The sequence below is a fragment of the Latilactobacillus sp. genome, assembly GCF_033176295.1.
Taxonomy (GTDB): domain Bacteria; phylum Bacillota; class Bacilli; order Lactobacillales; family Lactobacillaceae; genus Latilactobacillus; species Latilactobacillus sakei.
Genome location: NZ_JAMQEX010000007.1, coordinates 29,725 through 54,378, shown reverse-complemented (window position 1 = coordinate 54,378; position 24,654 = coordinate 29,725). Strand labels below are relative to the sequence as shown.

Sequence of the window (24,654 nt, the reverse complement as noted above, 5' to 3'; positions counted from 1 at the left end):
GTGATAAAAGTATTGATTGTAGATGACCACGAGATGGTTCGATTGGGGATTTCAACTTATTTAGGGGTGCAAGACGATTTAGAAGTGGTCGATCAAGCGGTTAATGGTCGCGAAGGTGTCGAAAAGGCATTGGCACTACGGCCAGATGCGATTTTAATGGATCTCGTTATGCCAGAAATGGATGGGATTGAAGCCACTAAGACGATTCTAAAGGCTTGGCCTCAAGCCAAGATTATTATTCTAACCAGCTTTATTGATGATGAAAAAGTCTACCCAGCAATCGAAGCTGGTGCAGCAAGTTACATATTAAAAACGTCGACGGCTGAAGAGATTGCCAACACGATTCGGAAGACAACTGCGGGGCAATCAGTTTTAGAACCTGAAGTCACTAATAAGATGATGAATCGTATGACGCACCAGGCAGAAACAAAGTTATACGAAGATTTAACGAACCGTGAACGAGAAGTTCTAGGCTTGATTGCCAAGGGCCGCAGTAATCAAGAAATTGCGGATGAATTATTCATCACGCTTAAAACGGTTAAGACGCATGTTTCCAATATTTTAGCGAAGTTACAAGTTGACGATCGGACGCAGGCCGCAATTTATGCCATCAAGCACCAATTAGCGGATTAATTTAAAAATTTGGGAGGTTATGAAGATGCAAATTACAGTTACAGATGCAGCAAGTCATTGGTTTCAAGAGGAACTCGCTTTAAAACCAGGAGAAGCAGTGCGCTTTTTCGGTAAGGTTTACGGTCAAACGGCTGTTCATGACGGCTTTTCATTAGGGATGGAACGGGCTGAAGTCAGTCAACCGATTGGCCAAGTTGAAAAAGACGGGATTACTTATTTCGCCAGTGATTCGGATGCTTGGTTTTTTGCTGACTATGACCTAGCAATTGATTATGATGCGCAATTAGACGAACCGAAATATACTTTCCCAAAACATTGACAATTGATGTTAAAAAAGGCCCGAGACAAAAATTACTTTTGTCCCGGGCCTTTTTTAATACTTAGAGCAGATAAATATTATGATGACGCTGGATATGTTAAGTTGGAAGTAGGCTTTATGAGAGGATGAGGACATTGTATCTAGCAATTAAGGAAATGAAGCATGCTAAATTGCGCTATTCATTAATTATTTTTACACTTTTTTTGATTGCCTATTTAATTTATTTTTTAACAGGCTTAGCGTATGGGTTGGCCAACAACAACCGGTCAGCAATTGATCATTGGGATGCCAATCGAATCGTGATCAGTCAGTATGCGAATAAAAATTTGGCGGCCTCTGAGTTACAAACAAAGTCACTGCCAACGATTAAAGGGGACCAACAAGATCACGCTTATCTAGGTCAGATGATGGGGGTTGTTAGTGGTTCGCAAATCGAAAAACAAAATACGAGTGTTTTTGGCATTGATTTTGATGATTTTCTAAAACCGACGTTAACGAAGGGCCGCTTACCAAAAGCGGCCCGTGAAGTGGCTGTTGATGATAGTCTCCAAGGGATTAAATTGAATCAGGAGATTAAATTAAACGGCCGTTCTGAAAAATATAAGGTAGTTGGGTTAACGAACGATCACCGTTATAACACGCAACCGGTCACGTATTTGAGCTTAAAGGATTTCCGTCAGATGCGCTATGGCCCAGCGGCTAACGATCAGATTAATGCCGTCGTTTTAAGAGATGGTGCCTCTATTAAAAAGGATGATCAATTAACGAACCTAACGATTAAACAGTTAATCGATAATATTCCGGGTTACGGGCCACAAGTGAAAACCTTCGCGCTAATGATTGGTGCTTTACTAATCATTGTCGCCTTCATTGTGGGGATTTTTATGTATATTATCACCATTGAAAAGACGACGGTTTATGGTGTCATGCGAACTCAAGGGATATCAGGTGGTCAATTAGTATCCAGTTTGATGTGGCAATCACTCTTCCTAGGCTTAATTGGCGTGGGTGCTGGTTTCATTGGCAACTTGCTAACAACCTTGGTATTACCAGTCAGTGTGCCGTATGCTAATAATAGTTTATTAATTGGGGCCTTTTCAGCGGTGCTATTGCTGATGACGGTGGTCGGTGCACTATTTTCAATTTGGCGGATTCTAAAAATTGATCCGCTAGATGCGATTGGAGGGGCTTAATATGAGTTTAATGCGCTTAGAACAAATTACTAAACGATTTGGCAGTGGTGATCAGCAGACGACCGCCCTCAAGCAAATCGATTTAATGATTGAAAAAGGGCAATTTATTGGTTTGACAGGGCCTTCTGGTTCAGGGAAAACCACCTTGCTAACGATTATGGGCAGCTTGCAAAGTCCTAGTGATGGTCAGCTCTATTTTAAGGATCAAGAAATAGGACACCTAACGGAAAAGGAACGGTCGGCCTTGCGATTTAACGATTTTGGTTTTATCTTGCAAAGTTCAAACCTCGTTTCCTTTTTAACGGTCAGTGAACAATTTGAACTAGTTGATCGACTCCGGAAAACAGCTAGTCCGAATAAGGCAGACGACCTTTTGAAGGAACTAGGGGTATTGGATCAACGCCGTCAATACCCGGCTAGCTTGTCAGGTGGGCAGCGCCAACGTGTTGCAATTGCCCGCGCGCTTTATGGGCAGCCAGCGTTAATCTTTGCTGATGAACCGACTGCCAGTTTGGATAGCAAACGTGCCATTCAGGTTGCCGAGCAGTTATCGGCAATTACTAAAAAAACGGGTCAGACGATTGTGATGGTTTCGCACGATGAACGCGTTTTAGCTTATACGGATCAAGTTTACATCATGCGTGATGGTCAATTGACTGATAAATGATAATCATAAACTTTGACGAATGGTTGAGTAATTCGTTACCATGAAGATATACTAATCAGTAAGGAGTGTTTTAAATGACAAATAAAGAGAAGTTAGATGGCATGAAAGATCAAGTTACTGGTAAGGTTCAAGAAACAGCCGGTAAAGTAACAGGCGACAAAGAAACAGAAGCAAAAGGTAATGCCAAGGGTATGATGGGCAAGGCCAAAGAAAAATTAGCGGAAGCTAAGGATAAAGTCGCTGAAAAGACAAATGAAGCCATCGACGATGTCAAAGAAAAAATGGATAAATAAGTCTAACTAAAAAGTGATTCTACGCATCCGTTATGGACGAGTAGAATCACTTTTTTAATGTTCAGTATCGATTTTAACGACCACGCGACCAGCTTGTTTAGTGGGGGTGCTCAGTTCAGTTGCGAGTTCTGAAAATGCGATGTTGCGAATTAATGGCCAGGTTTGCGGTTTGAAGTTAGTGGCTAACAACTGCCAGATTTCTTTGCGATCCTTACGGGGGTAATTGACCGAATCGATCCCGACGAGCGTTACACCGCGTAAAATGAAGGGAAAGACCGTTGTTGCGAGCTTAAAGCCTGCAGCGTTACCACAAGCTGCGACTAAACCATCTTGGGCCATGTAAGGGAGAATGTGTGCTAAGACATCACCACCAAGTGTGTCGATGACACCAGTATAGGATTGGTGGGCCAAGGGTTTGAGTGGGGCGGTTAAGAGATCATCGGTTGCAATGACATGTTTGGCACCCAGTTGAGTTAAGTAATCCGTTTGACTGAGATCGCGTGTCGTCGCTGTGATGTTGGTGAAACCAAGTTGTGCTAACATTGTGAGCGCATAGCTACCAACACCACCAGTCGCACCTGTGATTAGTAGTGGTGTATCGTGATCCCGTGTAAAAGGCTGTCTAAGAATTTTAGTAAGGGCGATAGCCGCGGTGAACCCAGCAGTTCCCAGTTGCATTGTTTCTTGGGGTGTTAGTTCAATTGGACATTTCAAGAGCCATTCGCTAGGGACTTTGACGTATTGTGCATAACCGCCGTCGATGCTAATGCCGGTACCGTAGCCTGTACATAAGACGCATTCACCTGCTTCAAAAAAAGGATTGTCTGAAGTGACCACGGTGCCGACAAAATCAACGCCGGGTGTTGCGGGATAGTTTTTAAGAACGCCACTTTTAGCATTCATAGTGAGGCGGTCTTTGTAATTGATATCTGAGTAGGCAACCTTGATTAAGACGCCTTCTTTTGGTAAATCGGGTGTCAATTTTGTTGCGTACTGAGCAGTAACAGTTTCATTGTCGTGCGTTAAAACCAAAGCTTGATAAGCGACCATAATATAAAACCTCATTTCCGATAGTTTAGTTAGCTTCATTATACAACAAAACAAGGTTTGAATTGGCATACTAAGCTGGAAACGGTATAATTGAAGGGATATTTATTAACTTATCGAGCCATTATTTATAATAGTATGTAGAGGGGATTACGAAAATGCAGCAACCAATGGTGGAATTTAAAAACGTCATCAAGAAGTATGACGATAATCAAATCCTAAAGGGAATTGATATGGCACTAGAAAAAGGTAAGTTTTATACCTTATTGGGGCCCTCAGGCTGTGGTAAGACAACAATTCTGAGAATTATTGCTGGTTTTACAAATGCCTCTTCTGGGGATGTGTTATTTGAAGGAAAACGGATGAATGATTTGCCGGCTAATAAGCGTCAGGTTAATACCGTTTTTCAAGATTACGCCTTATTTCCCCATCTGAACGTTTTTGATAATGTTGCCTTTGGGTTGAATTTACGTAAAGTTAAGAAAAGTGACGTTGAAAAAAAGGTGATTGAAGCACTGAAACTTGTGCGTTTGGGTGGCTATGAACACCGCGAAATTAGTGAATTATCAGGTGGGCAGCAACAACGGGTGGCAATTGCCCGTGCGTTGGCCAATGAACCTAAAGTTCTCTTATTAGACGAACCGTTATCAGCGTTAGATATGAAATTAAGAAAAGCAATGCAATATGAATTACGTGATCTCCAACAACGATTAGGGATTACCTTCTTGTTTGTGACGCATGATCAAGAAGAAGCACTTGCAATGAGTGATGAAATCTTTGTTATGAACGAGGGGAATGTCCTTCAAAGCGGGACCCCCGTTGATATTTACGATGAACCAATTAATCACTTTGTCGCAGATTTCATTGGGGAAAGTAATATATTGCCCGGGAAAATGGTTGCTGATTATCAAGTAGAAATTGTCGGTAAAGTTTTTGAATGCGCTGATGCAGGGATGAAACCTAATGAAGCCGTTGAAATTGTGTTACGTCCAGAAGATTTGGATATCGTAGCCGTCAACCAAGGACAGTTAGTCGTGACCGTTGATACGCAATTATTCCGAGGAGATTATTATGAAATTACCGCCTATGATGACGATCGTAACCGGTGGTTAATTCATTCGACTAACCCAGCTAAAGATGGCCAACAAGTTGGCTTATTCTTCGAACCAGAGGACGTCCACGTCATGCGTTTTGGCGAATCTGAAGAAGATTTTGACGCGCGTCTTGAAAGTTATGAAGAGGAGGATTAAGGCGGCTTATGCGAAAAAAACAATTAATTTATTATTTACCTTACGCGCTGTGGCTTTTGTTATTCGTGCTAGCACCGGTCGCTTTAATCGTTTATCAATCCTTCTTTGATATTAATAACCATGTGACGCTCCAAAATTATGTCACTTATTTTGAATCCGGCACTTATTTGAAGATGACGCTTAATTCACTGTGGTATGCTTTTTTGATTACGTTAATTACGTTATTAATCAGTTATCCAACCGCTTATTGGCTCCATCAAACCAAGCATAAGCAATTATGGCTGTTACTCATTATTTTACCAACTTGGATTAATCTCTTGTTAAAAGCATACGCCTTTATCGGGATTTTCAGTCAAGATGGCGCCATCAATCACTTCTTAGGGTGGTTTGGTATCGGGCCACAACAGATTTTATTCACCAACTTTAGTTTCTTGGTGGTGGCGACCTATATTGAAATTCCATTTATGATTTTACCGATTTTCAATAGTTTGGAAGAATTAAATCCTTCTTTAGTGAATGCGAGTCGCGATTTAGGGGCCAGTAATTGGCAGACCTTTTCAAAAGTCGTGTTACCTTTGACGATGGCCGGTGTTAAAGCGGGTGTGCAAGCCATCTTCATCCCATCATTATCACTATTCATGTTAACGCGTTTAATCGGGGGTAACCGGGTGATTACTTTAGGGACCGCGATTGAAGAACATTTCCTAACGACGATGAATTGGGGCATGGGTTCGACAATCGGGGTTGTCTTGATTGTCGCAATGGGCCTTATCATGATGTTAACCGGTGAAAAGAAGACGAAGAAGAAGGTGACGATGAAATGAAACAAGCTAAGATTAAATGGCAACATGTTTGGTTAATTGTCGTCTTCATTTTGTTGTACGCACCGATTTTTTATCTGATTTTCTATTCTTTCAGTAGCGGCGACAATATGAACGGCTTTAAATCGTTCACTTGGCAAAATTACCAAGATTTATTTGCAGATACACGGATGATTGAGATTGTCTTAGAAACACTATTAATTGCGATTTTATCATCACTATGTGCCACGATCATTGGGACCTTTGGCGCGCTAGGAATTTATTCCACCAAGCAACGGCGGTTAAGAAATATTATTTTATCTTTGAATAATATCTTGATGGTCTCACCCGATGTTATCATTGGGGCCAGCTTCTTGATTTTCTTCACGTTCTTGGGCCTTGGGCTAGGGTTTGGGTCAGTTTTACTGAGTCATATTGCCTTCTCAATTCCAATCGTGGTCTTGATGGTGCTGCCTAAATTAAACGAAATGCGACCTGCATTAGTTGATGCGGCGCGTGATTTAGGTGCGACTGATTGGCAAGTGCTCAGCAAGGTGATTTTGCCCTATATTAGTTCAGGTATTTTTGCCGGCTTTTTCATGGCTTTTACCTACTCACTTGATGATTTTGCAGTGACCTTTTTCGTTACCGGCAACGGTTTTGAAACGTTATCCGTTGAAATCTATTCACGGGCTCGACAAGGGATTAGTTTAGAAATTAACGCGCTATCAGCCTTGATGTTTGTCTTCTCACTATTATTAGTGGGTGGCTATTACTTATTAAATCAACGCAATCAAGCACACAAAGCAAAACGGAAGCAGAAAATGGGGGCGCCAGTTAAATGAATAAATTAGGACGATTAACGTTAGCAATCCTCGTCGTCTGTGCAGCCCTTTGGTTCGGGACGGTTCAGCTACAAAAATCGCAAGGTTATACGAAAAATAATACACTAACCCTCTATAATTGGGGTGATTATATCGACCCATCATTGATTAAGAAATTTGAAAAGCAAACCGGCTATCACGTTTCGGTTGAAACTTTTGATAGTAATGAAGCGATGTACACTAAGATTAAACAAGGTGGCACGGCTTACGATTTGGCAGTTCCCAGTGAATATATGATTGAAAAAATGCGGAAGGCCAATCTCTTGAAACCAATCGATCATTCACGACTAACTGGTTTTCAAAACATCGGTAAACCTTATTTGAACCAACCATTTGACCCGGGTAATAAATACTCGCTCCCTTATTTCTGGGGGACGTTAGGCATTATCTATAATGATCAATTAGTCGATCGGCCCTTAACGCATTGGTCCGATTTATGGCAAGCAAAATATCGCGGTAAAATTATGGTCGTCGATAGTGCGCGGGACATGATGGCGGTGGGCTTAATTGAAAACGGCCAATCTGTCAATAGTACCAACCCAGTGGCGTTAAAAGCTGCTAAAGCACGTCTTGATCAGATGGCACCCAATGTTAAGGCGATTGTTGCCGATGAAATTAAGATGTACATGGTTCAAAATGAAGCGAGCGTCGCCGTGACCTGGTCCGGTGAAGCGGCTGAAATGTTAGCCAACAATAAACATCTGCACTATGTGATTCCGGAAGAAGGGAGCAACGTTTGGTTTGATAATCTCGTGATTCCCAAGACGGCTAAACATACCAAAGCAGCTTATGCCTTTTTAAACTTCATGTTAGAACCTAAGAATGCGGCGCAAAACGCGGAATACATTGGCTATTCAACACCGAATATGCCGGCTAAAGCGTTATTGCCGGCAGCAATCCGGAATAATCCAGCCTATTACCCAAGTCAAAAAGTGCTGAATAAACTACAAGTTTATAGTGATTTATCACCTGAGATGGTTGGTCTATACAACGATTTATTCCTAGAATTTAAGATGCAACATTAATTGTGAAGCTATCAGCAAACAAAAAGGCTTCATGGTATAATGGAAAAAGAAATTTTTTGAATGGAGGTCACCATGTCAGTTGATTGGGCACAATTGTTAACCTGGCGCATGTTAGCCAATATTTTGGATATCATTGTGGTCTGGTATTTTATTTATAAATTAATCATGTTGATTCGGGGCACGAAAGCCGTGCAGCTTTTCAAAGGCATCATGGTCATCGCCATCATCAAGATTGTCAGTTGGTACCTTGGCCTAAGGACCGTTTCGTACATCATGGATCAATTTATCAGTTGGATTGTGATTGCTTTAATCGTCATCTTCCAACCAGAAATTCGTCGTGGCTTGGAACATATCGGGCGCGGTTCACTATTGATGCGGGGTAATAATCCTAAACTTGAAAAAGAAAACAACTTGATTAAGGCCTTAGATAAGGCGATTCAGTACATGTCAAAGCGGCGAATTGGGGCATTGATTACCATTCAGATGAATACCGGGTTAGAAGACTATATTGAAACCGGGATTGATCTAGACGCCGATGTCACAGGGGAATTATTGATTAATATCTTTATTCCCAACACGCCACTGCATGATGGGGCCGTTATTATTCGCGAGGATAAGATTGCCGTTGCGGCGGCTTACTTGCCACTGTCAGAAAGTAATCTAATTCCTAAGGAACTGGGGACGCGGCATCGTGCGGCTGTCGGGATTAGTGAAGTAACGGACGCGTTGACGATCGTTGTTTCTGAAGAAACCGGTGGTGTCACGTTAACCAAGAATAACGAATTGATGCGCGACTTAACGCGGGAAGATTACTTGAAATACTTAAACTCACACTTAATTACGCAAGAAGAAGATAAGGTGAGCCTATTGCAAGAATTCGTTGACGGCTTCAAAAAAGGAGGCCATAAATAATGAAAAACTTTATAGAAGGGCCTTGGTTGTACCGGATATTAGCGCTTTTCTTATCGTTACTCCTTTTTAGCTACGTTAATATTGATAAAATTAATACCACGCGCCAAATTAATAATAACAACACACAAATGTTAGCGACCCGCAGTGAAACTGTGAAGGTGCCGTTGCAAATTAATGCGGATACCGATAAATATTTTATTACCGGCTATCCTCAAAAAGTTAAAGTAACCTTGTCAGGTCCTAATGCGTTGATCACATCTGCTGTCAATACGTTGAATTTCCGGGTGATTGGCGATTTAACGAAGCTAGGTGCTGGGACGCATACGGTTAAATTAACACAAACCGGGATTAACAAAGACATCAAAGTGAAGATTGAACCAGCTACCATTAAGGTTAAAATTGAACATAAATTGACTAAGGAGTTCCCAGTACAAGTTAACGTCAAGGAAGAAAATTTGGCGACTGGTTATAGTATTGGCAATCCTAAGATTAGTCAAGATGTCGTACAAGTTAGTGGAGCCAAGGCAGCTGTTAATTCAGTTGCGCGAGTGGTAGCGACAATTGATCCTGATAAAGGGACCAAAAATGATATTAACGAAGAAACGCTTCTACAAGCGGTTGATCGTAATGGTAAGACGGTGAATGTTTTAATTTCACCCCAAACTGTTAATATTAAGATTGCCGTTCAGATGAATAAAAAGACGGTCCCACTCAGTTTACAAAAAACGGGTGAAAAGAGCGGCTACCAGTACACGTTGAGTTCAGAAACGGAACAGGTAACGGTGTACGGGAAGAAGCAAACTTTGGCAACCTTAACGGACTTACCACTAACGGTCGATATGACGGATATCACTAAAGATACGACACGCACGGTGACTTTGACGCTTCCAAGTGGGGTCTATGACAGTCATCCTAAACAGGTAAAGGTCAATATTAAGGTTACAGCACCAACTGGGATGACGACTAGTCGTACGGAAACAACAACGCAGTCTTCATCAGAGTCAACGACTTCAATGAGTCAAAGCCAAGTGCAAAGTAGCAGTAGTAGTACGACAAGTGAGAGTCAGACGACTGATAATAATCAAACCAGTGAGTCAAGTAGTAGTAGTGACAACTCAAGCAGTACAGCAAATACGAACGAATCATAAAACGTTTAAGAAGATGGAATGGAGATAATTAGACATGACAAAATATTTTGGAACTGACGGTGTACGTGGCGTTGCTAATCTAGAATTAAGCCCAGAAATGGCATTTAAATTAGGTCGCGCTGGCGGCTACGTTTTAACAAAACATGCTGATAAAAACCAACGGCCTAAAGTGTTAGTTGCTCGCGATACACGGATTTCAGGACAAATGTTAGAACAATCTTTAATTTCTGGCTTATTGTCAGTCGGGATTGAAGTCCTATCATTAGGCGTCATCACAACGCCAGCGGTTGCTTATTTAATTAAGGTTCAAGAAGCAAGTGCCGGTATCATGATTTCTGCATCACATAACCCCGCTATTTATAATGGGATTAAATTCTTCGGAGCTGATGGTTATAAATTACCTGATGCCACTGAAGAAGAAATTGAAGCTATTTTAGATGCACCAGAAGATACATTACCACGTCCAGAAGGTGAAGGCCTTGGGACTGTTGAAGAATATCCAGAAGGTGCTTTGAAATATACACAATTCTTGGAACATACAATTCCTGATGATTTAGAAGGCTTAAAAGTGGCTGTTGATGGCGCTAACGGTTCAACAAGTGGTTTGATTAGCCGAGTCTTTGCTGATTTAGAAACTGACTTCACAACAACTGCTACTCATCCTAACGGTTTAAATATCAATGATGGTGTGGGTTCAACTCATCCTGAAAACCTTGTTAAAAAGGTTTTGGAATCAGGCGCTGATATGGGCTTAGCTTTTGATGGCGATGGCGATCGTTGTATCGCAGTCGATGAATTAGGGAACATTATTGATGGCGATAAGATCATGTTTATTTTGGGTCACTATCTTTCTGAAAAAGGTCGCCTGAAACAAGATACAATTGTCACAACAGTGATGAGTAACATTGGCTTGTATAAAGCAATTGAAGCTAATGGAATGAAATCTGCCCAAACAGACGTTGGTGATCGCCACGTCGTTGAAGAAATGCGCGAAAAAGGCTTTAACTTAGGTGGCGAACAATCTGGCCATATTATTATTTTTGATTACCATAACACTGGTGACGGGATGTTAACTGGGATTCAATTAATGAATGTCATGAAACAAACCGGTAAGAAATTATCAGAATTGGCAGCTCCAGTTCAAACTTACCCACAAAAATTAGTTAACTTAACAGTTAAGGACAAGGATGCTTGGTTAACAAACGATAAGATCCAAGCCGCTATTGATACTGTTGAAAAAGAAATGAACGGTGATGGCCGCGTCTTGGTCCGTCCTAGTGGGACAGAACCACTATTACGTGTCATGTGTGAAGCCGCTACTGAAGAAAAGGTTAACCAATATGCGGACCAAATTGCCGCAGTCGTTCAATCTGAAATTGGTGAATAATTAAAAAGGAGTGCTTTTAGTTGCGGGTAGCAACTGAGCATTAAGACAAAATTGCCAGTAATTCAGGGTTTTAGGATTACTGGCAATTTTAGATTAAGCGGAAGTTGTTGCAACCAAAAAGCACGTTTAAACCAAGAGTGCGTTTGAAACGGTTTGACTTTGAGCATTAACCTAATTTGACGAATTAGCGATAAAATCGCTGATTTGGCAGATGTCGTTAAGCGCAGAAGGCAGTTTCGAAAAGCACGTTTAAACGATAAAATTTCGACGATTCAAAAAGAGCGTAAGACAAAAGTAATTTTGTCTTACGCTCTTTTTTTGTGCCTATGATTTTAATGCCAAGTGATTTGTTGATACATCACAAAAATGAAAGTAATCAACAAGACAATCGCAGCGGAGATGTAATACCACTCTTTAACAAGAATCATCGGCGCCTCGGTTAACGAGAAGTTGCGGCGATAGCGTTTGATGCTGAAGATACTGACTTCATTGACGATTATCAATAAGAGTGGTTCGAGGAGCAACATGAAGCGACTACCAGATGAATCAACGACGTTATCAGCGGTGATATGTAAGGCGACGGTCTGAGGGGCAACCAAGATGAAACCCACCCCGACTAGTAACCCGATTAGCGAAATGAGGCGAAGCGTTAGAATAGCTTTTTTCATGATCAAGACTCCCGATTAAGTTTCGAATAGGTCTAGTATAGCATAATTTAACAGGATTCATTCAGGACTATACCAATGTTTTATATTGATATATACCAATAAAAATGTTGACAATAAAAACGTTGGTGTTATTATATTTAAGTGTTATACCAATTAAATTTAAAAATAAAACCAAAGAGAAAAAGAGGAATTTGATATGTGTGGAATTGTCGGTGTGATTGGTAAAGAAGATACGACTGAAATTTTATTAAATGGTTTAGAAAAATTAGCTTATCGGGGTTATGATTCAGCTGGGATTTATGTTAATAGTCAAAGTGGTCGCGATTATTTGGTTAAAGAACCAGGTAAAATTAGTGTTTTAAAAGCCGCAGTTGGTCCTGAAGTACAGGGTACAATTGGTGTTGGTCATACACGTTGGGCAACGCATGGTGTTGCAAGTCAAGCCAATGCTCACCCACACGTTTCAGAAGATGGCCGTTTTTACTTGGTCCACAACGGCGTTTTAACAAACTACGCTGAATTACGTGCAACTTATTTAAGCCAAGTCAACTTTGCAAGTGAAACAGATACTGAAGTCGCAGTTCAATTAATCGCTTATTTAGCTAAGACAGAACAACTATCAGCTAAGGAAGCTTTCCGCAAGGCCCTAACGTTGATTGAAGGCTCATACGCCTTTGTCATGATTGATCGGAACGATCCGGAGACGTTATACGTGGCTAAGAATAAGTCACCATTATTAATTGGTGTCGGCACTGATTTCAACGTTGTTTGTTCAGATGCTTTAGCAATGTTAAACGAAACCAAAGACTTTATTGAAATTCACGACCGCGAAATGGTCACTCTTAAAAAGGACAAGGTTGAAATTGAAGATTTAGACGGGACTTTCATTCACCGTGATAGCTACCATGTTGACATGGATGCCAGTGCAGCCGGCAAGGGGACTTACCCCCATTACATGTTAAAAGAAGTTGACGAACAACCCGCAGTAATGCGCCGTTTGTTAACCGAATATGTGGATGACGCTGGTCAAATGAAAATCGATCCAGCAATTCTTAAGGCAATTGATGACGCAGACCGGATTTATATTGTGGCAGCCGGGACAAGTTACCACGCCGGTTTAATTGGCCAATCATTATTTGAAAAATTAGCGGAAAAACCAGTGGAAGTCCATGTGGCCAGTGAATTTGGTTATCACATGCCAATTCTATCGAAGAAACCATTCTTTATCTTCCTAACACAAAGTGGGGAAACAGCTGATAGTCGCCAAGTATTGGTCCAAACGAATAGATTAGGTTATCCAAGTTTAACAATCACTAATAGCCAAGGGTCAACCCTTTCACGAGAAGCCAATTATACATTGTTGCTTCATGCGGGTCCTGAAATTGCGGTCGCTTCAACGAAGGCTTACACTGCTCAAATCGCAGTTGAATTATTCTTGGCAGTAGCACTTGGTCGCCATACCGCTATCAAGGCCGCCCAAGATTTCGACGTTAACCATGAGTTGGCTTTAGTCGCAACGGGGATGGAAACTTTATTGAGTGAAAAACAAGCGATTGAAGATTTTACAACGATGTACTTGAAGACAACGCGCAATGCCTTTTACATCGGCCGTGGCGAAGATTATGCCTTGAGTTTAGAAGCTGCCTTGAAGTTGAAGGAAATATCATATATTCAAGCAGAAGGCTTTGCTGCCGGTGAATTGAAACATGGGACGATTGCCTTGATTGAAGATGGCACACCAGTAATGGCCTTCTTAACGGATGCTAAGACGATCGATCATACGCGGGGCAACTTGCAAGAAGTTCGCGCACGTGGTGCTAAGACGTTAACGATTGTCAGCGAAGATCACGCACAAGCTGGCGACCAAGTCGTCTTACCAAATGTTAATCCATTATTAGCACCATTATTAGGTATCATCCCAGGACAACTGATTGCTTATTATGCAAGTCTTCAAAGGGGCTACGACGTTGACCAACCAAGAAACCTAGCAAAAAGTGTTACAGTAGAATAAGAGTGGTTTTAAAACTGGTTAGCTTCTGAGGATTAGCTCAGGGAGACAAATAAGCGATGGAACCGATTATTTGTCTAACGTGGCTAAACGGAAGAAGCTAGTTTTAAAAGCACGTTTCAAAAATAAGAGTGGTTTTGATACCGGGTAACTTTTGAGCATTTGCCTAACTTGGCGAATTGGCGAAGGATTCGCCGGTTTGACAAGTGTAGCAAAGCACAGAAAGTTGGTATTCAAAGCACGTTTCAAAAGTAAGAGTGGTTTTAAAGCTTGATCAGATTTTGAGCATTAACATAGAGTGGTGAATTAGCGATGAAATCGCTGATTTGACAATCGTCGTTAAGCGCAGAAATCTAGCTTCAAAAGCACGTTTCAAATAAGAGTGGTTTTAAAGCTCAATCAGATTTTGAGCATTAACTTAGAGTGACGAATATAAAAAGGCATTCAGATTAATTTCTGAATGCCTTTTTTAGATTTGCTTAAATGTCATAAGTAGCGCGTGGTCCACCGACGTATTTTGGTCGTGATCGGAGTGCTGTCACGTGTGCAGCACCTAATGTATCGAGACTAGGGCGAACGGGAACTTGCACAAACTTCACGTGCATGCCAATGGCCGTATCCCCAATATCAAGGCCGGCATGGGCGACGGTATGTTCCACCTCAACGGGGTCGCTATATTGTTCAAAAGCAGCGACGGAACAAGCCCCACCAGCGTGCATTGCAGGAACGACTGAGACAATTTCAAAATCGTGTGCCTCAGCGACGGAACGTTCCATTACTAAACTACGATTGATGTGTTCGCAACCTTGAACAGCTAATTGGATATCGAGTGGCTTGAGAATTTCTAAAAGGGTTTCGATAATCGTTGCACCGACTTCGCGGCTAGAGGCTTTGCCAATATGGCCGCCAACCACTTCACTCGTTGAACAACCGAGCACGAAGATATCGCCACGGCGTAAATTGGCGGCTGTTAAGACGTCGTTGGTAATTTGAGTTAAATCCTGTTTAATTTGATTGAGATTAATTGACATATAAAAAACTCCTATTCACTAAAAAGTTGGGGACGAACCCGGTAAAGTTGTTTGACCAAGGGAACTGTGACTAAAATACCAAAGCCATTTTGGACGATATTACTAAAAATAGAGGCGATTCCTGCGGTCCAACCGAAAAGCCAGCTTGTGGCTAAACAATAACCAACGACCATGATGACGCTCCCGCATAGCAGTGGCATGAGTAAGCGTCTGGGCTGCTCATTATTGCGGGTGAGGTACGCGACTACAAAGCCTTGGGTCCCATGAATTAAAAGGGAGAACAAGCACCATTCCGGATAACCTGACAATAAATCGATTAGTAAACCGCTCAACGCACCAACTGCTAGACCGCCCGGATTCTTTAAAATAATTGCCGTGGTGTAAATACCCACTTCACAGAGCGTGACAAAACCTTTAGTCGCTGGGACGGGAATGATGAATAACATAGATAAAGAAACGGTGAGGGCCGTTAGAATCGCAATAACGGGTATTTGACGCTGCTTAAAATTCATATGAGCCTCCTTGGCGCACATTACCGAAGCCGTGGCGCAGTTGAATCCCATTTTGAATCCCGTGATAGACGAATTGTTTAGCCGCTTTAACTGCGGGATAAACGGCATGACCGCTTGCAATTTCAGCCGTAATGGCGGCTGATAGGGTACAACCAGCACCGTTGCGGGTTGCGCTAGTTAAGCGTGGTGCGCTGAGGTAGTGGTTAGTTGTGCCACTATGCAACAAATCGATGGCGTCATCATCAGGGAATCGTTGTCCACCCTTGATAACGACGTGTTGTGGTCCGAGAGATTGGATAATGGTTGCGGCTTGTTCCAGTTCTGCCCGTGTCTGAATCTGGGGCAAGCCACTTAGTATTTGGGCTTCAACTAGATTAGGGGTTACGACTAGGGATTGCGGCAATAAGAATTCCTTCAGACTATCTAGATAGTGTTGTTGCAGCTTATCAGTGGTTTCTTTGAAGGCCAAGACCGGATCCGTGATGATTTGCAAATGTGGTTGTTTTTGTAAAAGATGACCAATTTTTTCAAGTGTCGTGGCATCGTTGATTAAGCCAATTTTGATAGTCGTTAGTGGCACGTAATGCAAAATGGCTTCAATCTGGGCTAATACCGTTTCGGTTTCGATATTCTGAATTTGAAAAGTTTGATCCGGCATGACCGTTGCGAGGCAGGTCACAGCACTGACACCGAAGTGACCAAAGGCTTCGAAGGTTTTCAAATCCGCCTGTAAGCCACCGCCACCCAATGTATCAGAACCAGCAATAGTTAGAATGTTTGACATAAGCCGCCTCCTTTTGGTTATATTAACCTTAACGGATAGTGTGCGGTGACAAAAGAGCCAATTGGCTTGTTTTTTTACCAGCCAATTTATACACTTAAAGAGAGGTGAGGACTTGATAGAGTGGGCACGTTATTTACCAACACAGAAACCAAAATATTTAGCGATTAAAAAAATGGTGATTAATCTGTTAGAGCAGGGGTTATTATCGCCAGGCGAACAATTACCGGCAGAACGGTGGTTAGCAACACAATTAACAGTGAATCGCTCGACTGTGACGCGAGCGTTTGATGAGCTGACGACAGATGGTATATTGGTGCGGCGTGTTGGTAGTGGGACTTTCGTCAGTCAACAGGCTGGTGAACAACAAGCGCAGCGGCGCGTTAATTGGCATACGTATTTAACGTCGCAACCTTTTCAAGTCGGGCAAGTAAAGCGCCAGGCACTGCAACAATTAATTGCACAGCAACCCGCCGATTTAATCGATGTTTATTCGAGTGACTTACCGGCTGATTTGATGCCACAATTCCAATTTCCACCGCTAACGTGGCAAGATTTTAACCAGGCTCAAGAAGCAGAAACGCGACTTGGTTATGCACCATTGTTAACGGCGATTAACCGTTTGAATCAGGAGAATCAAAAATTAGTGTTACCTGAAGGGCAACTTTTACTGACGGCGGGTGCGCAACAATCGCTCTTTCTAGTATTACAGGGTTTATTGGTACCGGGGGATGCAGTGGCGGTTGAATCGCCATCGTTTTTCCATGAAGCAACCTTATTTGAGGCAACGGGGATTCGCTCGTTTGGTGCACCGCTCGATGCAGAAGGCATTCAATTGGCTGCGCTGGAGCAGCTGATTGTAAAGCATCGCATTAAATTAGTCATTCTCAATCCAAATTATCAAAATCCGACGGGTCAAGTCATGAGCTTAGAACGACGACAGGCGGTTATTCGGCTTTGCCAGACTTATCAAGTGCCGATTGTTGAAGATGATGTTTTTGGTTGGTTACGCTTTGAAACGACACCAGCCTTGCCAACGCTCAAGCAACTTGATCCTGAAAATGTGATTTATATGAGTTCTTTGTCCAAGATCATGGGTGCCAGCACCCGAATTGGGTGGGTCGCCGCAACGCCGCAAGTGATTGACCAATTGGTGCGTGTTCAGCGGGAAATGGATTTGGTTCCGAGTATTATGTCGCAAGTGATGGCGGCCTTGGCAATTCAGGAGCCGCATTTTCAAACGCAATTGGTCACATTGCGTCAACAACTACAGACAAGGGCACGGCAGACGCAACAGCTTTTGGCGCAAGCGTTGCCTGACTGGCAGTTCAGTGTAGCGCAAGGCGGTTTTTATATTTGGGGGACACGAGCAGTTAAACCGTATGCACTAGCACCATTTGTTGCGGCGCATGTGGCACTAGCACCAGGCACATTATTCGGTGCACACCAGGCTGCTTTTCGAATTAATTTTGCGCGTCTCAATACGTCTCAACTAACGGCATTGGCGCAGCGATTACAACAACTTTTAAATGAGGAGGACTGATTAATGACAGAAAAATTTATACCAGAAATTTATACACCACTTAAAACGAGTGTTGTTGGACCACCCGCAATTGCGCGCCAAGTTGGTGGTATTAAGATTTTAGGTCAGAAAATTAAAACGTTGATTTTCACGACTGATGTGGCGATTGTTAATAATACGAATGCGGATGCTGTATTAGCTGTTTATCCGTTTACACCGCATCCCGCGGTAATGAATGCCATCAGTAACGTGGCGACCATTCCAGTTTTAAACGGGATTGGTGGTGGGCTGACAGCGGGTAGTCGCTCAGCGTACATGGGCTTATTGGCGGAAGCGGCTGGTTCAATGGGTGTGGTGGTCAATGCGCCAACTTCTGTTGAGACCATTAAAATGATTAATAAGGTAGTGGATGTGCCAATCGTCGGTACGGTTGTCTCCGAACGTCAGAACTATGCGGCCCAGATTGAAGCCGGGGTTTCAATTCTCAATGTAAGTGGTGCGGCGAAGACACCAGCGATTATTAAAGCGATTCGGCAAAAATACCCTCAGATTCCAATCATCGCGACGGGTGGGCATGATGAAGAGACTATTCTAAGTACGATTGAGGCTGGCGCCAATGCGTTGACCTACACGCCGCCGACTAACGGAGAGTTATTCGCTAAGAAAATGGCGGATTATCGTGCAGATTTAGATTAGTTGAAAGTTGACGATTTGTGAATTCCCCCGTATGCTTAAAGGATATTGAAGGAGGTTTTTGAATGATTCGTCAAGCAACAATTGAAGATGCACAAAGTGTCTTACCCATTATTAATATTGTTTTTGAAGAAATGGAGATGCCACTTTTTCAGGAGATACCGCTCGAAAATCTATTTAAGATCTTAAAACAAGCATTTGAGATGCCAGAATACCGGTATAGCTATGCTAATACGCTTGTTTATGAAGAAGACGGTGAAATATTAGGGATTGTCGTTGGTTTCCCAGAAGAAAAGGAAGCCCACATCGATGATGTATTAGCACCACTTTTCCCACAAATCGGTTTACCTGAAGAAACGCGTTTTTTCACGGATAAAGAAGCCCAACCAGGTGAATGGTATTTAGACACACTAGCTGTGGCTGAACACGCACAAGGACGTGGCGTTGGGACCGCTCTTTTGAAGGCTTTGCCTGATTACTTGAAACAACGCGGCGAGAAGATAATCAGCCTCAGCGTCGATTTACAAAATCCCGGTGCTAAGAAATTATACGAGCGCATGGGTTTTGTTAAAAAAGGTGAGCTAATGATTGGTGATCACCGTTATGAACATATGGTCAAAGCAATTTAAATTAAAATTTTAGAAAAAGGCTCGGACAAATTTACGTTTGTCCGAGTCTTTTACTTTAATCATGGCGATGGTATACTAATGAAAAAGTGGTTTAATGCGTTAACTATAGAACGGTAGAATTGGGGTATCATTTAGAAATGAAGCGAAAAACGATGAGCTGTGCAACGGGTTGTTCAATTGGCTGTCTAACCGTCATGCTGTTATTTGGTGTACTGATTTTAACGATGTGTCATGTGCCAAAAGCAAAATACGGACCATATATGGCAGCAGGTGATCGTTATTATCGAACGGTGCTGGGGATAGCACCCAAGATAACGCATGATCGAATGTTGGCTGATGAAGCGGGTGGTTTTGACGTAACCGTTAAATTTACGAAAGCGCAACGTAAAAAGGCTTTGACCAGACTATATATGAAATCGATGTCGGGAAATAGTGAGTATTCATTTCGGGGCACTTCGACAATCCCTAATATTGTTGACTTATCAAAACATGAAACGATGCTTTTGGAGAAGTCCAACGAATATTCAGAATTCAATCAACCAGTTTCTGAATTGCTGAGTGGTTTATTAGAAGGAAGTGCCGATAGAACAGAAATAAATGATTTGACCAATGGCGGGGGATTTGCTTTTACTCAACCGAATTAACTTTTTGGCGTCGTTTTTTAGCGCATTATCCGTGGCTAAAGACTAAATCCTTCAAAGAGAGAATCCAGTGGCTAAGTCGACAGACAAACAGTAGAACCTATTTTTACATTAGAAGATATGTTTCGACAAAAGAAATGTCAACGGGGATGCTCGCTAATTTGATTGAATCCGACGATGAGGGACTATCTGAACCAATGATGAAGCAATATTTACCCATAGAAATAATTCGGAATTTTCCAGTGGGTAGTCTTTATGAAATTGAACTTGAGAATCAGCAGTCTCGCAATTTATATGAGTCAAATGAAGCACACGAATTGATTAAAAGTCGGTATGAGTATCCGGTATCGTATTGATTACTAACCTAAAAAACGTTATTAGCACGAATGCTAATAACGTTTTTTAGTTTGGTGACTGAATCTTAATTTTACGATAACAGCGGCATGATCACCGTGGTCCATAGCCAGCTAAGTGGCATGACGAGGATCATTGCCGGAATCATATCCGCAATGGGAAACTCTTTAATTTTAACCATTCGGAAACCAGTTGCGAGCATTAAAAAGCCACTACAGGCTTTGAAATCGGCAATCATGGTAGGTGTGGTTAATGGGAAAATTAATTTAGCGAGTAAGAAAATAATATAGAAGATGATAAATTGCGGAATGGCAATGGCTGAAACGACATACCCTAAGTTGCAAGCAAAAATCGCTGCGGTGAAGAAATCGAGCACTGATTTGGAAATAAGGATGGTGCTATTACCAGTCATACCGGTATCGAGCGTACCATAGATACCGGTGCCGCCTGCACAAAATAAAACGATGACGGTTACGAGGGCTGAAATAAATTCAGCATCGGTCAAAGTTGTTTTACGAACTGGAAATAGTTTTGAAATGGGCTTTTCCATTAAGATGGCGCCACGATCAATCCAGTGACCGAAATGAACGGCTAGTCCAATGCCAGTCCCTAAGACAATTGCGAGGATAACGGCCGGCATATTTCGCATGACGACAATTGCGTTGATGCCCATTCCCATTGAACAAACGCCGAAGATTAAAGTGATCTCTGTTTTGAATCTAGCGGATAGTTTATCACCCAATAAACCACCGATAATACCGCCGAATAAGACGGATAATGAATTAATAATGACGCCAGTTGGCATTGTAAAGACCCCTTTAATTTTAAAAATAACATATTCAACTATACCAATTAAAAAAAGGGGACGCAAATTTTTATGAATTTAACGTTGGGCAACAAAAAAGTCACCGCTTTTGACGGTGACTCATTTGTTTAACTAAAGCGAAGTGTATTAGGTGCTAACTTACGGATAAAAGCCTTCGGTTGTGTATAAACCCAATGATTTAAAACGGCCGCAATCAGGATACACGAGACCTGATCAGCCTCATTAGCAATCGTTAATTTAAAAGTAGGGCCGGCACTTGTCAGGATAAGATTGGTTTGCATGATGGTTTGGGTATGGTAGATAATGCGGTATTGATTCTGAATTAGGTCGCCCATGATTAGCCAGTTGAGATTTTTAACGTAGACGAATTCATGCCAAACACCCCAAATCTTCTGGAGGCTGCCGATTGATTGGCCGTTTTGAAATAGTTCAAAACTGGGTGAAAACCCGAGTGATTTCTGTTTGATTTCACCGAGTAATTCACCCGAAAGCCGGTAGAGCGAAAACCCATCTTGGCGTAAGCCGCGACTGCCGACTAAGAGGAACAAGGGCCGTTGGTGGTCATCCATAATCGTTGAGACCCCTTTTAAGGCACTTGCTTGATGCTTAATGTATAAATCAGGCATAACCCATCACTTCTTTTCGGCTGCTTGGTTAATGTCAATGGCGTGATAAATGGCTTGAGCAACGCCGTCTTGTGTGTTTTTAGCGGTATGGTAATTAGCTAAGTCGGTAATTGTGGGCACTGCGTTAGCCATCGCAACGCCAATGCCTGCTGCTTCGATCATGGAATAATCATTGAGATTATCACCAATCGCCATTGTTTCAGACATTGGAATTCCTTTTTCCTTGGCATAGGCTGCGAGCGCAATCCCTTTTTGCGCGTTGATGTGGTTGATTTCGATATTGTTGCTAGAAGAGGAGGTAACAATTAAATCGCCACGTTCTTCACAGAAAACCTTCACGGGTTCTAAATCCGCAAGACCTTTCGTACTGAAAGCAATAATTTTAACAATTTTGATGGTTGGATCAGCAATAATGCCGGCATAATGATCATCGACATAGTTGATATTCATTAATTCTAGACGCGCTGCAGCTAAGGCAACGGCAATTTTATAACTAGTATCAGGATTGAGGTCGACTAATAGATCGGCCACGTTTTGAATGCGATTGACCTGGCTGTCAGAATAGTTCCCGGCAGTGGTCATCAATTCAAAATAGTAACCACTAGCGCGTAATTCATCCGTAACTGCCACGACAGTAGCGGGTTCAATTGGAATGTTGATGACTTCGTTGCCCAATTGATCGAAGACTTGGGCGCCATTCATGGTAATTAGGGCTGGTTTGATACCACCTTCAGCCATTAGCGGAAGTGCTTCGTTGCGACTGCGCCCGGTAGCGACGATGAATTCAATACCAGCGTCTTGAGCCGCTTTGATGGCATTGATGTTACCGTCAGAAACCTGCATTTTATCATTTAAAAGGGTACCGTCCATGTCAGATGCGATAAGTGAAATCAATTCAATTCCTCCTGAAAACGTATTTTTAAAGACTTAGTTATATCTTAGCATGGGAGGGCACTTTCTTCTAGCAACTTGTGTTAAAACAGGATAAACTAATCGATGAGGTGAAAAAATGAAAACAATTATTCATAATGATTGGCAAACCGTCTTAGAACCAGAGTTTGCCAAACCTTATTATGGTCAGTTGCATCAATTTTTGAAGCAAGAATATGCGACGACTACGGTCTATCCGGAAATGCACCATATTTTCCAAGCTTTCGAGTGGACGCCATTCGAACAAGTCAAAGTTGTGATACTGGGTCAAGATCCTTATCACGGTCCACATCAAGCGCATGGCTGTAGTTTCTCAGTATTGCCAGGGGTTAAAGTGCCGCCATCATTAAAGAATATCTATAAGGAACTACAAACGGATGTCGGTTTTAATCCCGTTAATCATGGCTATTTGAAGGCCTGGGCAGATCAAGGGGTGTTCCTATTGAATACTGTCTTGACTGTGCGAGCCGGTGAGGCTAATTCCCATCGCCAGCAAGGTTGGGAACAACTAACTGATGCGGCGATTGCGGCCTTGTCACAGCGCGGGCACGTGGTCTTCATTTTATGGGGCAATGCGGCTAAAGCCAAACGGGCCTTAATCGATGAAAGTCAAAATGCGGTGTTAACGGCTGTTCATCCAAGTCCGCTAGCAGCCTATCATGGCTTCTTTGGTTCCAAACCGTTTTCACAAACAAATCAACAGTTAAAACAGTGGGCAATGACGCCCATTAATTGGCAATTACCACAAGACGTTTCTGAACAAAAGTAAAACGCTCTCATTATTGACTTGTCGGACGATAAGAAACGTTGTATGATTGTATCAGATTATAAATAAAACGCTTTTATGGAGGTTACTATTTTGGATTTATTTGAAAGTTTGAAAGCAAAAATTACGAGTCATGATTTTAAGATTGTTTTTCCTGAAGGAACAGAACCTAGAATTATTGGTGCAGCAGCCCGTTTAAATGCTGATCGAATTTTAAAACCAATTTTAATCGGGGATGCAGCTGATATTCAAAGCATTGCATCTGCCAAAGGGTTTAACCTCACAGGGATTACAATTATTGATCCTCAAGCGTATCCTCAAGCAGATTTTGACACAATGGTAGCAGCTTTTGTTGAACGTCGTAAAGGTAAAGCAACGGCGGAACAAGCCCAAACTATTTTACAAGATCCTAATTACTTTGGCACAATGATGGTTTATCTTGATTTGGCCGACGGGATGGTCTCAGGTGCTGTTCACTCAACCGGTGATACAGTCCGTCCAGCTCTTCAAATTATTAAAACAAAACCCGGCATCCAACGGACAAGTGGGGCCTTCATCATGCAACGCGGTCGCGACAATGAACATTATTTATTCTCAGACTGTGCGATCAACATCAATCCAAATGCACAAGAATTAGCAGAAATTGCAGTGGCTTCAGCACGCACTGCTGAATTATTTGATATTGATCCTAAAGTGGCACTTTTGAGCTTCTCAACAATGGGTTCTGCCCGTGGTGAAGAAGTGACAAAAGTCCAAGAAGCAACCAAGATTGCCCAAGAATTAGCACCTGACTTAGACATCGACGGTGAATTACAATTCGATGCCGCTTATGTCCCAGTAGTTGCTAACCAAAAAGCACCAGATTCAAAAGTCGCTGGGCAAGCCAACGTCTTCGTATTCCCAGAATTGCAATCAGGGAACATTGGCTACAAGATTGCCCAACGTTTCGGTAACTTCGAAGCAATCGGTCCAATCCTACAAGGCTTGAACAAACCAATCTCAGATTTATCACGCGGGAGCAATGAAGAAGATGTCTATAAGTTAGCCATCATCACAGCTGCCCAAGCATTACAAAACTAGAGTATATTAGCATTTAATCAAAGAGGCTT

Annotated in this window: 27 protein-coding genes; 19 read left to right on the top strand and 8 right to left on the bottom strand. The window is 42.2% G+C overall.

All coding sequences use genetic code 11. The features are described from left to right. The 5 genes from NDN60_RS05015 (at window position 1) to NDN60_RS04995 (ending at window position 3,105) form a co-directional block, all read left to right on the top strand. Window positions 1–633: a response regulator gene (locus NDN60_RS05015; RefSeq protein ID WP_016265428.1), complete on the top strand. Its 633-nt coding sequence runs from the start codon at window positions 1–3 to the stop codon at window positions 631–633. Window positions 634–658: 25 nt separating this feature from the next. Next, a complete protein-coding gene (locus NDN60_RS05010) occupies window positions 659–952 on the top strand; it encodes a HesB/YadR/YfhF family protein (protein WP_056947238.1) in 294 nt (97 codons plus the stop codon). A 134-nt stretch (window positions 953–1,086) separates the two neighbouring features. Beyond that, on the top strand, window positions 1,087–2,145 hold the full coding sequence (locus NDN60_RS05005; protein WP_056947235.1) for an ABC transporter permease: 1,059 nt from the start codon (window positions 1,087–1,089) through the stop codon (window positions 2,143–2,145). A gap of 1 nt (window position 2,146) precedes the next feature. Next, entirely contained in the window at window positions 2,147–2,812 is a 666-nt protein-coding gene (locus tag NDN60_RS05000; protein ID WP_056947232.1) for an ABC transporter ATP-binding protein, read from the top strand. A gap of 74 nt (window positions 2,813–2,886) precedes the next feature. Then, window positions 2,887–3,105, top strand: coding sequence for a CsbD family protein (locus NDN60_RS04995; protein WP_056947228.1), 219 nt, complete (start codon window positions 2,887–2,889; stop codon window positions 3,103–3,105). A gap of 54 nt (window positions 3,106–3,159) precedes the next feature. Here NDN60_RS04995 and NDN60_RS04990 read toward each other — a convergent pair whose 3' ends face one another. Continuing rightward, window positions 3,160–4,155 (bottom strand): YhdH/YhfP family quinone oxidoreductase, encoded by a 996-nt coding sequence (locus NDN60_RS04990; protein WP_056947225.1) that lies wholly within the window; start codon window positions 4,153–4,155, stop codon window positions 3,160–3,162. Window positions 4,156–4,310: 155 nt separating this feature from the next. Here NDN60_RS04990 and NDN60_RS04985 point away from each other — a divergent pair, with 155 nt between their 5' ends. The 7 genes from NDN60_RS04985 (at window position 4,311) to glmM (ending at window position 11,558) form a co-directional block, all read left to right on the top strand. Beyond that, the gene (locus NDN60_RS04985) at window positions 4,311–5,402 is read left to right on the top strand and encodes an ABC transporter ATP-binding protein (protein ID WP_011375058.1); all 1,092 of its coding nucleotides are present in this window, start codon (window positions 4,311–4,313) and stop codon (window positions 5,400–5,402) included. Window positions 5,403–5,410: 8 nt separating this feature from the next. Next, window positions 5,411–6,226: an ABC transporter permease gene (locus tag NDN60_RS04980; protein WP_016265423.1), complete on the top strand. Its 816-nt coding sequence runs from the start codon at window positions 5,411–5,413 to the stop codon at window positions 6,224–6,226. Further along, a complete protein-coding gene (locus NDN60_RS04975; protein WP_011375056.1) occupies window positions 6,223–7,047 on the top strand; it encodes an ABC transporter permease in 825 nt (274 codons plus the stop codon). The genes NDN60_RS04980 and NDN60_RS04975 overlap by 4 nt, the downstream gene beginning before the upstream one ends. After that, complete coding sequence (locus NDN60_RS04970) at window positions 7,044–8,111, top strand: ABC transporter substrate-binding protein (protein WP_056947222.1); 1,068 nt, start codon at window positions 7,044–7,046, stop codon at window positions 8,109–8,111. Before NDN60_RS04975 ends, NDN60_RS04970 begins: the two co-directional genes overlap by 4 nt. 72 nt (window positions 8,112–8,183) lie before the next feature. After that, window positions 8,184–9,023, top strand: coding sequence for a diadenylate cyclase CdaA (cdaA, locus tag NDN60_RS04965; protein ID WP_016265421.1), 840 nt, complete (start codon window positions 8,184–8,186; stop codon window positions 9,021–9,023). Beyond that, the gene (locus NDN60_RS04960; RefSeq protein ID WP_231953038.1) at window positions 9,023–10,171 is read left to right on the top strand and encodes a CdaR family protein; all 1,149 of its coding nucleotides are present in this window, start codon (window positions 9,023–9,025) and stop codon (window positions 10,169–10,171) included. Before cdaA ends, NDN60_RS04960 begins: the two co-directional genes overlap by 1 nt. A 34-nt stretch (window positions 10,172–10,205) precedes the next feature. Continuing rightward, the gene (glmM, locus tag NDN60_RS04955) at window positions 10,206–11,558 is read left to right on the top strand and encodes a phosphoglucosamine mutase (protein ID WP_016265419.1); all 1,353 of its coding nucleotides are present in this window, start codon (window positions 10,206–10,208) and stop codon (window positions 11,556–11,558) included. Between the two features lie 332 nt (window positions 11,559–11,890). Here glmM and NDN60_RS04950 read toward each other — a convergent pair whose 3' ends face one another. After that, window positions 11,891–12,226 carry a hypothetical protein gene (locus NDN60_RS04950; protein WP_035145944.1) on the bottom strand — a complete coding sequence of 112 codons (336 nt, stop codon included), beginning with the start codon at window positions 12,224–12,226 and terminating at the stop codon, window positions 11,891–11,893. A 196-nt stretch (window positions 12,227–12,422) separates the two neighbouring features. Between NDN60_RS04950 and glmS the strand changes: the two genes are divergently transcribed. After that, the gene (gene glmS / locus NDN60_RS04945) at window positions 12,423–14,237 is read left to right on the top strand and encodes a glutamine--fructose-6-phosphate transaminase (isomerizing) (RefSeq protein ID WP_035145947.1); all 1,815 of its coding nucleotides are present in this window, start codon (window positions 12,423–12,425) and stop codon (window positions 14,235–14,237) included. Window positions 14,238–14,713: 476 nt separating this feature from the next. On the opposite strand, the gene NDN60_RS04940 is transcribed toward glmS, so the two are convergent. The 3 genes from NDN60_RS04940 to thiD are packed head-to-tail and all read right to left on the bottom strand — an operon-like array spanning window position 14,714 to window position 16,561. Next, window positions 14,714–15,265, bottom strand: a complete 552-nt coding sequence (locus NDN60_RS04940) for a TIGR01440 family protein (protein ID WP_011375049.1) — start codon at window positions 15,263–15,265, stop codon at window positions 14,714–14,716. Window positions 15,266–15,276: 11 nt separating this feature from the next. After that, on the bottom strand, window positions 15,277–15,777 hold the full coding sequence (locus tag NDN60_RS04935) for an ECF transporter S component (protein ID WP_056947219.1): 501 nt from the start codon (window positions 15,775–15,777) through the stop codon (window positions 15,277–15,279). After that, window positions 15,767–16,561: a bifunctional hydroxymethylpyrimidine kinase/phosphomethylpyrimidine kinase gene (gene thiD, locus NDN60_RS04930; protein ID WP_056947215.1), complete on the bottom strand. Its 795-nt coding sequence runs from the start codon at window positions 16,559–16,561 to the stop codon at window positions 15,767–15,769. The genes NDN60_RS04935 and thiD overlap by 11 nt, the downstream gene beginning before the upstream one ends. A gap of 112 nt (window positions 16,562–16,673) precedes the next feature. On the opposite strand from thiD, the gene NDN60_RS04925 reads away from it, so the two are divergent. The 4 genes from NDN60_RS04925 (at window position 16,674) to NDN60_RS04910 (ending at window position 20,046) form a co-directional block, all read left to right on the top strand. Then, window positions 16,674–18,101 carry an aminotransferase-like domain-containing protein gene (locus NDN60_RS04925; RefSeq protein ID WP_056947212.1) on the top strand — a complete coding sequence of 476 codons (1,428 nt, stop codon included), beginning with the start codon at window positions 16,674–16,676 and terminating at the stop codon, window positions 18,099–18,101. A gap of 3 nt (window positions 18,102–18,104) precedes the next feature. After that, the gene (locus NDN60_RS04920) at window positions 18,105–18,776 is read left to right on the top strand and encodes a hydrolase (protein ID WP_011375045.1); all 672 of its coding nucleotides are present in this window, start codon (window positions 18,105–18,107) and stop codon (window positions 18,774–18,776) included. A 62-nt stretch (window positions 18,777–18,838) separates the two neighbouring features. After that, on the top strand, window positions 18,839–19,402 hold the full coding sequence (locus NDN60_RS04915; RefSeq protein WP_096584608.1) for a GNAT family N-acetyltransferase: 564 nt from the start codon (window positions 18,839–18,841) through the stop codon (window positions 19,400–19,402). A 152-nt stretch (window positions 19,403–19,554) separates the two neighbouring features. Continuing rightward, window positions 19,555–20,046: a hypothetical protein gene (locus tag NDN60_RS04910; protein WP_142501002.1), complete on the top strand. Its 492-nt coding sequence runs from the start codon at window positions 19,555–19,557 to the stop codon at window positions 20,044–20,046. A gap of 424 nt (window positions 20,047–20,470) precedes the next feature. Here the strand turns inward: NDN60_RS04910 and NDN60_RS04905 are convergent, their stop codons facing one another. The 3 genes from NDN60_RS04905 to NDN60_RS04895 all read right to left on the bottom strand — a co-directional run bounded on the left by NDN60_RS04905 (window position 20,471) and on the right by NDN60_RS04895 (window position 22,743). Beyond that, window positions 20,471–21,202 (bottom strand): DUF554 domain-containing protein, encoded by a 732-nt coding sequence (locus NDN60_RS04905; RefSeq protein WP_099947705.1) that lies wholly within the window; start codon window positions 21,200–21,202, stop codon window positions 20,471–20,473. A gap of 128 nt (window positions 21,203–21,330) precedes the next feature. Then, window positions 21,331–21,849 carry an LURP-one-related/scramblase family protein gene (locus tag NDN60_RS04900; RefSeq protein WP_056947198.1) on the bottom strand — a complete coding sequence of 173 codons (519 nt, stop codon included), beginning with the start codon at window positions 21,847–21,849 and terminating at the stop codon, window positions 21,331–21,333. Between the two features lie 6 nt (window positions 21,850–21,855). After that, the gene (locus NDN60_RS04895; protein WP_056947195.1) at window positions 21,856–22,743 is read right to left on the bottom strand and encodes a Cof-type HAD-IIB family hydrolase; all 888 of its coding nucleotides are present in this window, start codon (window positions 22,741–22,743) and stop codon (window positions 21,856–21,858) included. A 115-nt stretch (window positions 22,744–22,858) separates the two neighbouring features. Here NDN60_RS04895 and NDN60_RS04890 point away from each other — a divergent pair, with 115 nt between their 5' ends. Then, on the top strand, window positions 22,859–23,548 hold the full coding sequence (locus NDN60_RS04890) for a uracil-DNA glycosylase (protein ID WP_016265406.1): 690 nt from the start codon (window positions 22,859–22,861) through the stop codon (window positions 23,546–23,548). Window positions 23,549–23,638: 90 nt separating this feature from the next. Beyond that, on the top strand, window positions 23,639–24,625 hold the full coding sequence (gene pta / locus NDN60_RS04885; protein ID WP_099947704.1) for a phosphate acetyltransferase: 987 nt from the start codon (window positions 23,639–23,641) through the stop codon (window positions 24,623–24,625). The last annotated feature ends 29 nt before the right edge of the window (window positions 24,626–24,654 follow it).

What these genes read in the sequence shown, in the direction of transcription:
- NDN60_RS05010 (WP_056947238.1), top strand. Translation starts at nt 659, where the DNA reads ATGCAAATTACAGTTACAGATGCAGCAAGTCATTGGTTTCAAGAGGAA.
- NDN60_RS05000 (WP_056947232.1), top strand. Translation starts at nt 2,147, where the DNA reads ATGAGTTTAATGCGCTTAGAACAAATTACTAAACGATTTGGCAGTGGT.
- NDN60_RS04995 (WP_056947228.1), top strand. Translation starts at nt 2,887, where the DNA reads ATGACAAATAAAGAGAAGTTAGATGGCATGAAAGATCAAGTTACTGGT.
- NDN60_RS04990 (WP_056947225.1), bottom strand. Translation starts at nt 4,155, where the DNA reads ATGGTCGCTTATCAAGCTTTGGTTTTAACGCACGACAATGAAACTGTT.
- NDN60_RS04985 (WP_011375058.1), top strand. Translation starts at nt 4,311, where the DNA reads ATGCAGCAACCAATGGTGGAATTTAAAAACGTCATCAAGAAGTATGAC.
- NDN60_RS04980 (WP_016265423.1), top strand. Translation starts at nt 5,411, where the DNA reads ATGCGAAAAAAACAATTAATTTATTATTTACCTTACGCGCTGTGGCTT.
- NDN60_RS04975 (WP_011375056.1), top strand. Translation starts at nt 6,223, where the DNA reads ATGAAACAAGCTAAGATTAAATGGCAACATGTTTGGTTAATTGTCGTC.
- NDN60_RS04970 (WP_056947222.1), top strand. Translation starts at nt 7,044, where the DNA reads ATGAATAAATTAGGACGATTAACGTTAGCAATCCTCGTCGTCTGTGCA.
- cdaA (WP_016265421.1), top strand. Translation starts at nt 8,184, where the DNA reads ATGTCAGTTGATTGGGCACAATTGTTAACCTGGCGCATGTTAGCCAAT.
- NDN60_RS04960 (WP_231953038.1), top strand. Translation starts at nt 9,023, where the DNA reads ATGAAAAACTTTATAGAAGGGCCTTGGTTGTACCGGATATTAGCGCTT.
- glmM (WP_016265419.1), top strand. Translation starts at nt 10,206, where the DNA reads ATGACAAAATATTTTGGAACTGACGGTGTACGTGGCGTTGCTAATCTA.
- NDN60_RS04950 (WP_035145944.1), bottom strand. Translation starts at nt 12,226, where the DNA reads ATGAAAAAAGCTATTCTAACGCTTCGCCTCATTTCGCTAATCGGGTTA.
- glmS (WP_035145947.1), top strand. Translation starts at nt 12,423, where the DNA reads ATGTGTGGAATTGTCGGTGTGATTGGTAAAGAAGATACGACTGAAATT.
- NDN60_RS04940 (WP_011375049.1), bottom strand. Translation starts at nt 15,265, where the DNA reads ATGTCAATTAATCTCAATCAAATTAAACAGGATTTAACTCAAATTACC.
- NDN60_RS04935 (WP_056947219.1), bottom strand. Translation starts at nt 15,777, where the DNA reads ATGAATTTTAAGCAGCGTCAAATACCCGTTATTGCGATTCTAACGGCC.
- thiD (WP_056947215.1), bottom strand. Translation starts at nt 16,561, where the DNA reads ATGTCAAACATTCTAACTATTGCTGGTTCTGATACATTGGGTGGCGGT.
- NDN60_RS04920 (WP_011375045.1), top strand. Translation starts at nt 18,105, where the DNA reads ATGACAGAAAAATTTATACCAGAAATTTATACACCACTTAAAACGAGT.
- NDN60_RS04915 (WP_096584608.1), top strand. Translation starts at nt 18,839, where the DNA reads ATGATTCGTCAAGCAACAATTGAAGATGCACAAAGTGTCTTACCCATT.
- NDN60_RS04910 (WP_142501002.1), top strand. Translation starts at nt 19,555, where the DNA reads ATGAGCTGTGCAACGGGTTGTTCAATTGGCTGTCTAACCGTCATGCTG.
- NDN60_RS04905 (WP_099947705.1), bottom strand. Translation starts at nt 21,202, where the DNA reads ATGCCAACTGGCGTCATTATTAATTCATTATCCGTCTTATTCGGCGGT.
- NDN60_RS04900 (WP_056947198.1), bottom strand. Translation starts at nt 21,849, where the DNA reads ATGCCTGATTTATACATTAAGCATCAAGCAAGTGCCTTAAAAGGGGTC.
- NDN60_RS04890 (WP_016265406.1), top strand. Translation starts at nt 22,859, where the DNA reads ATGAAAACAATTATTCATAATGATTGGCAAACCGTCTTAGAACCAGAG.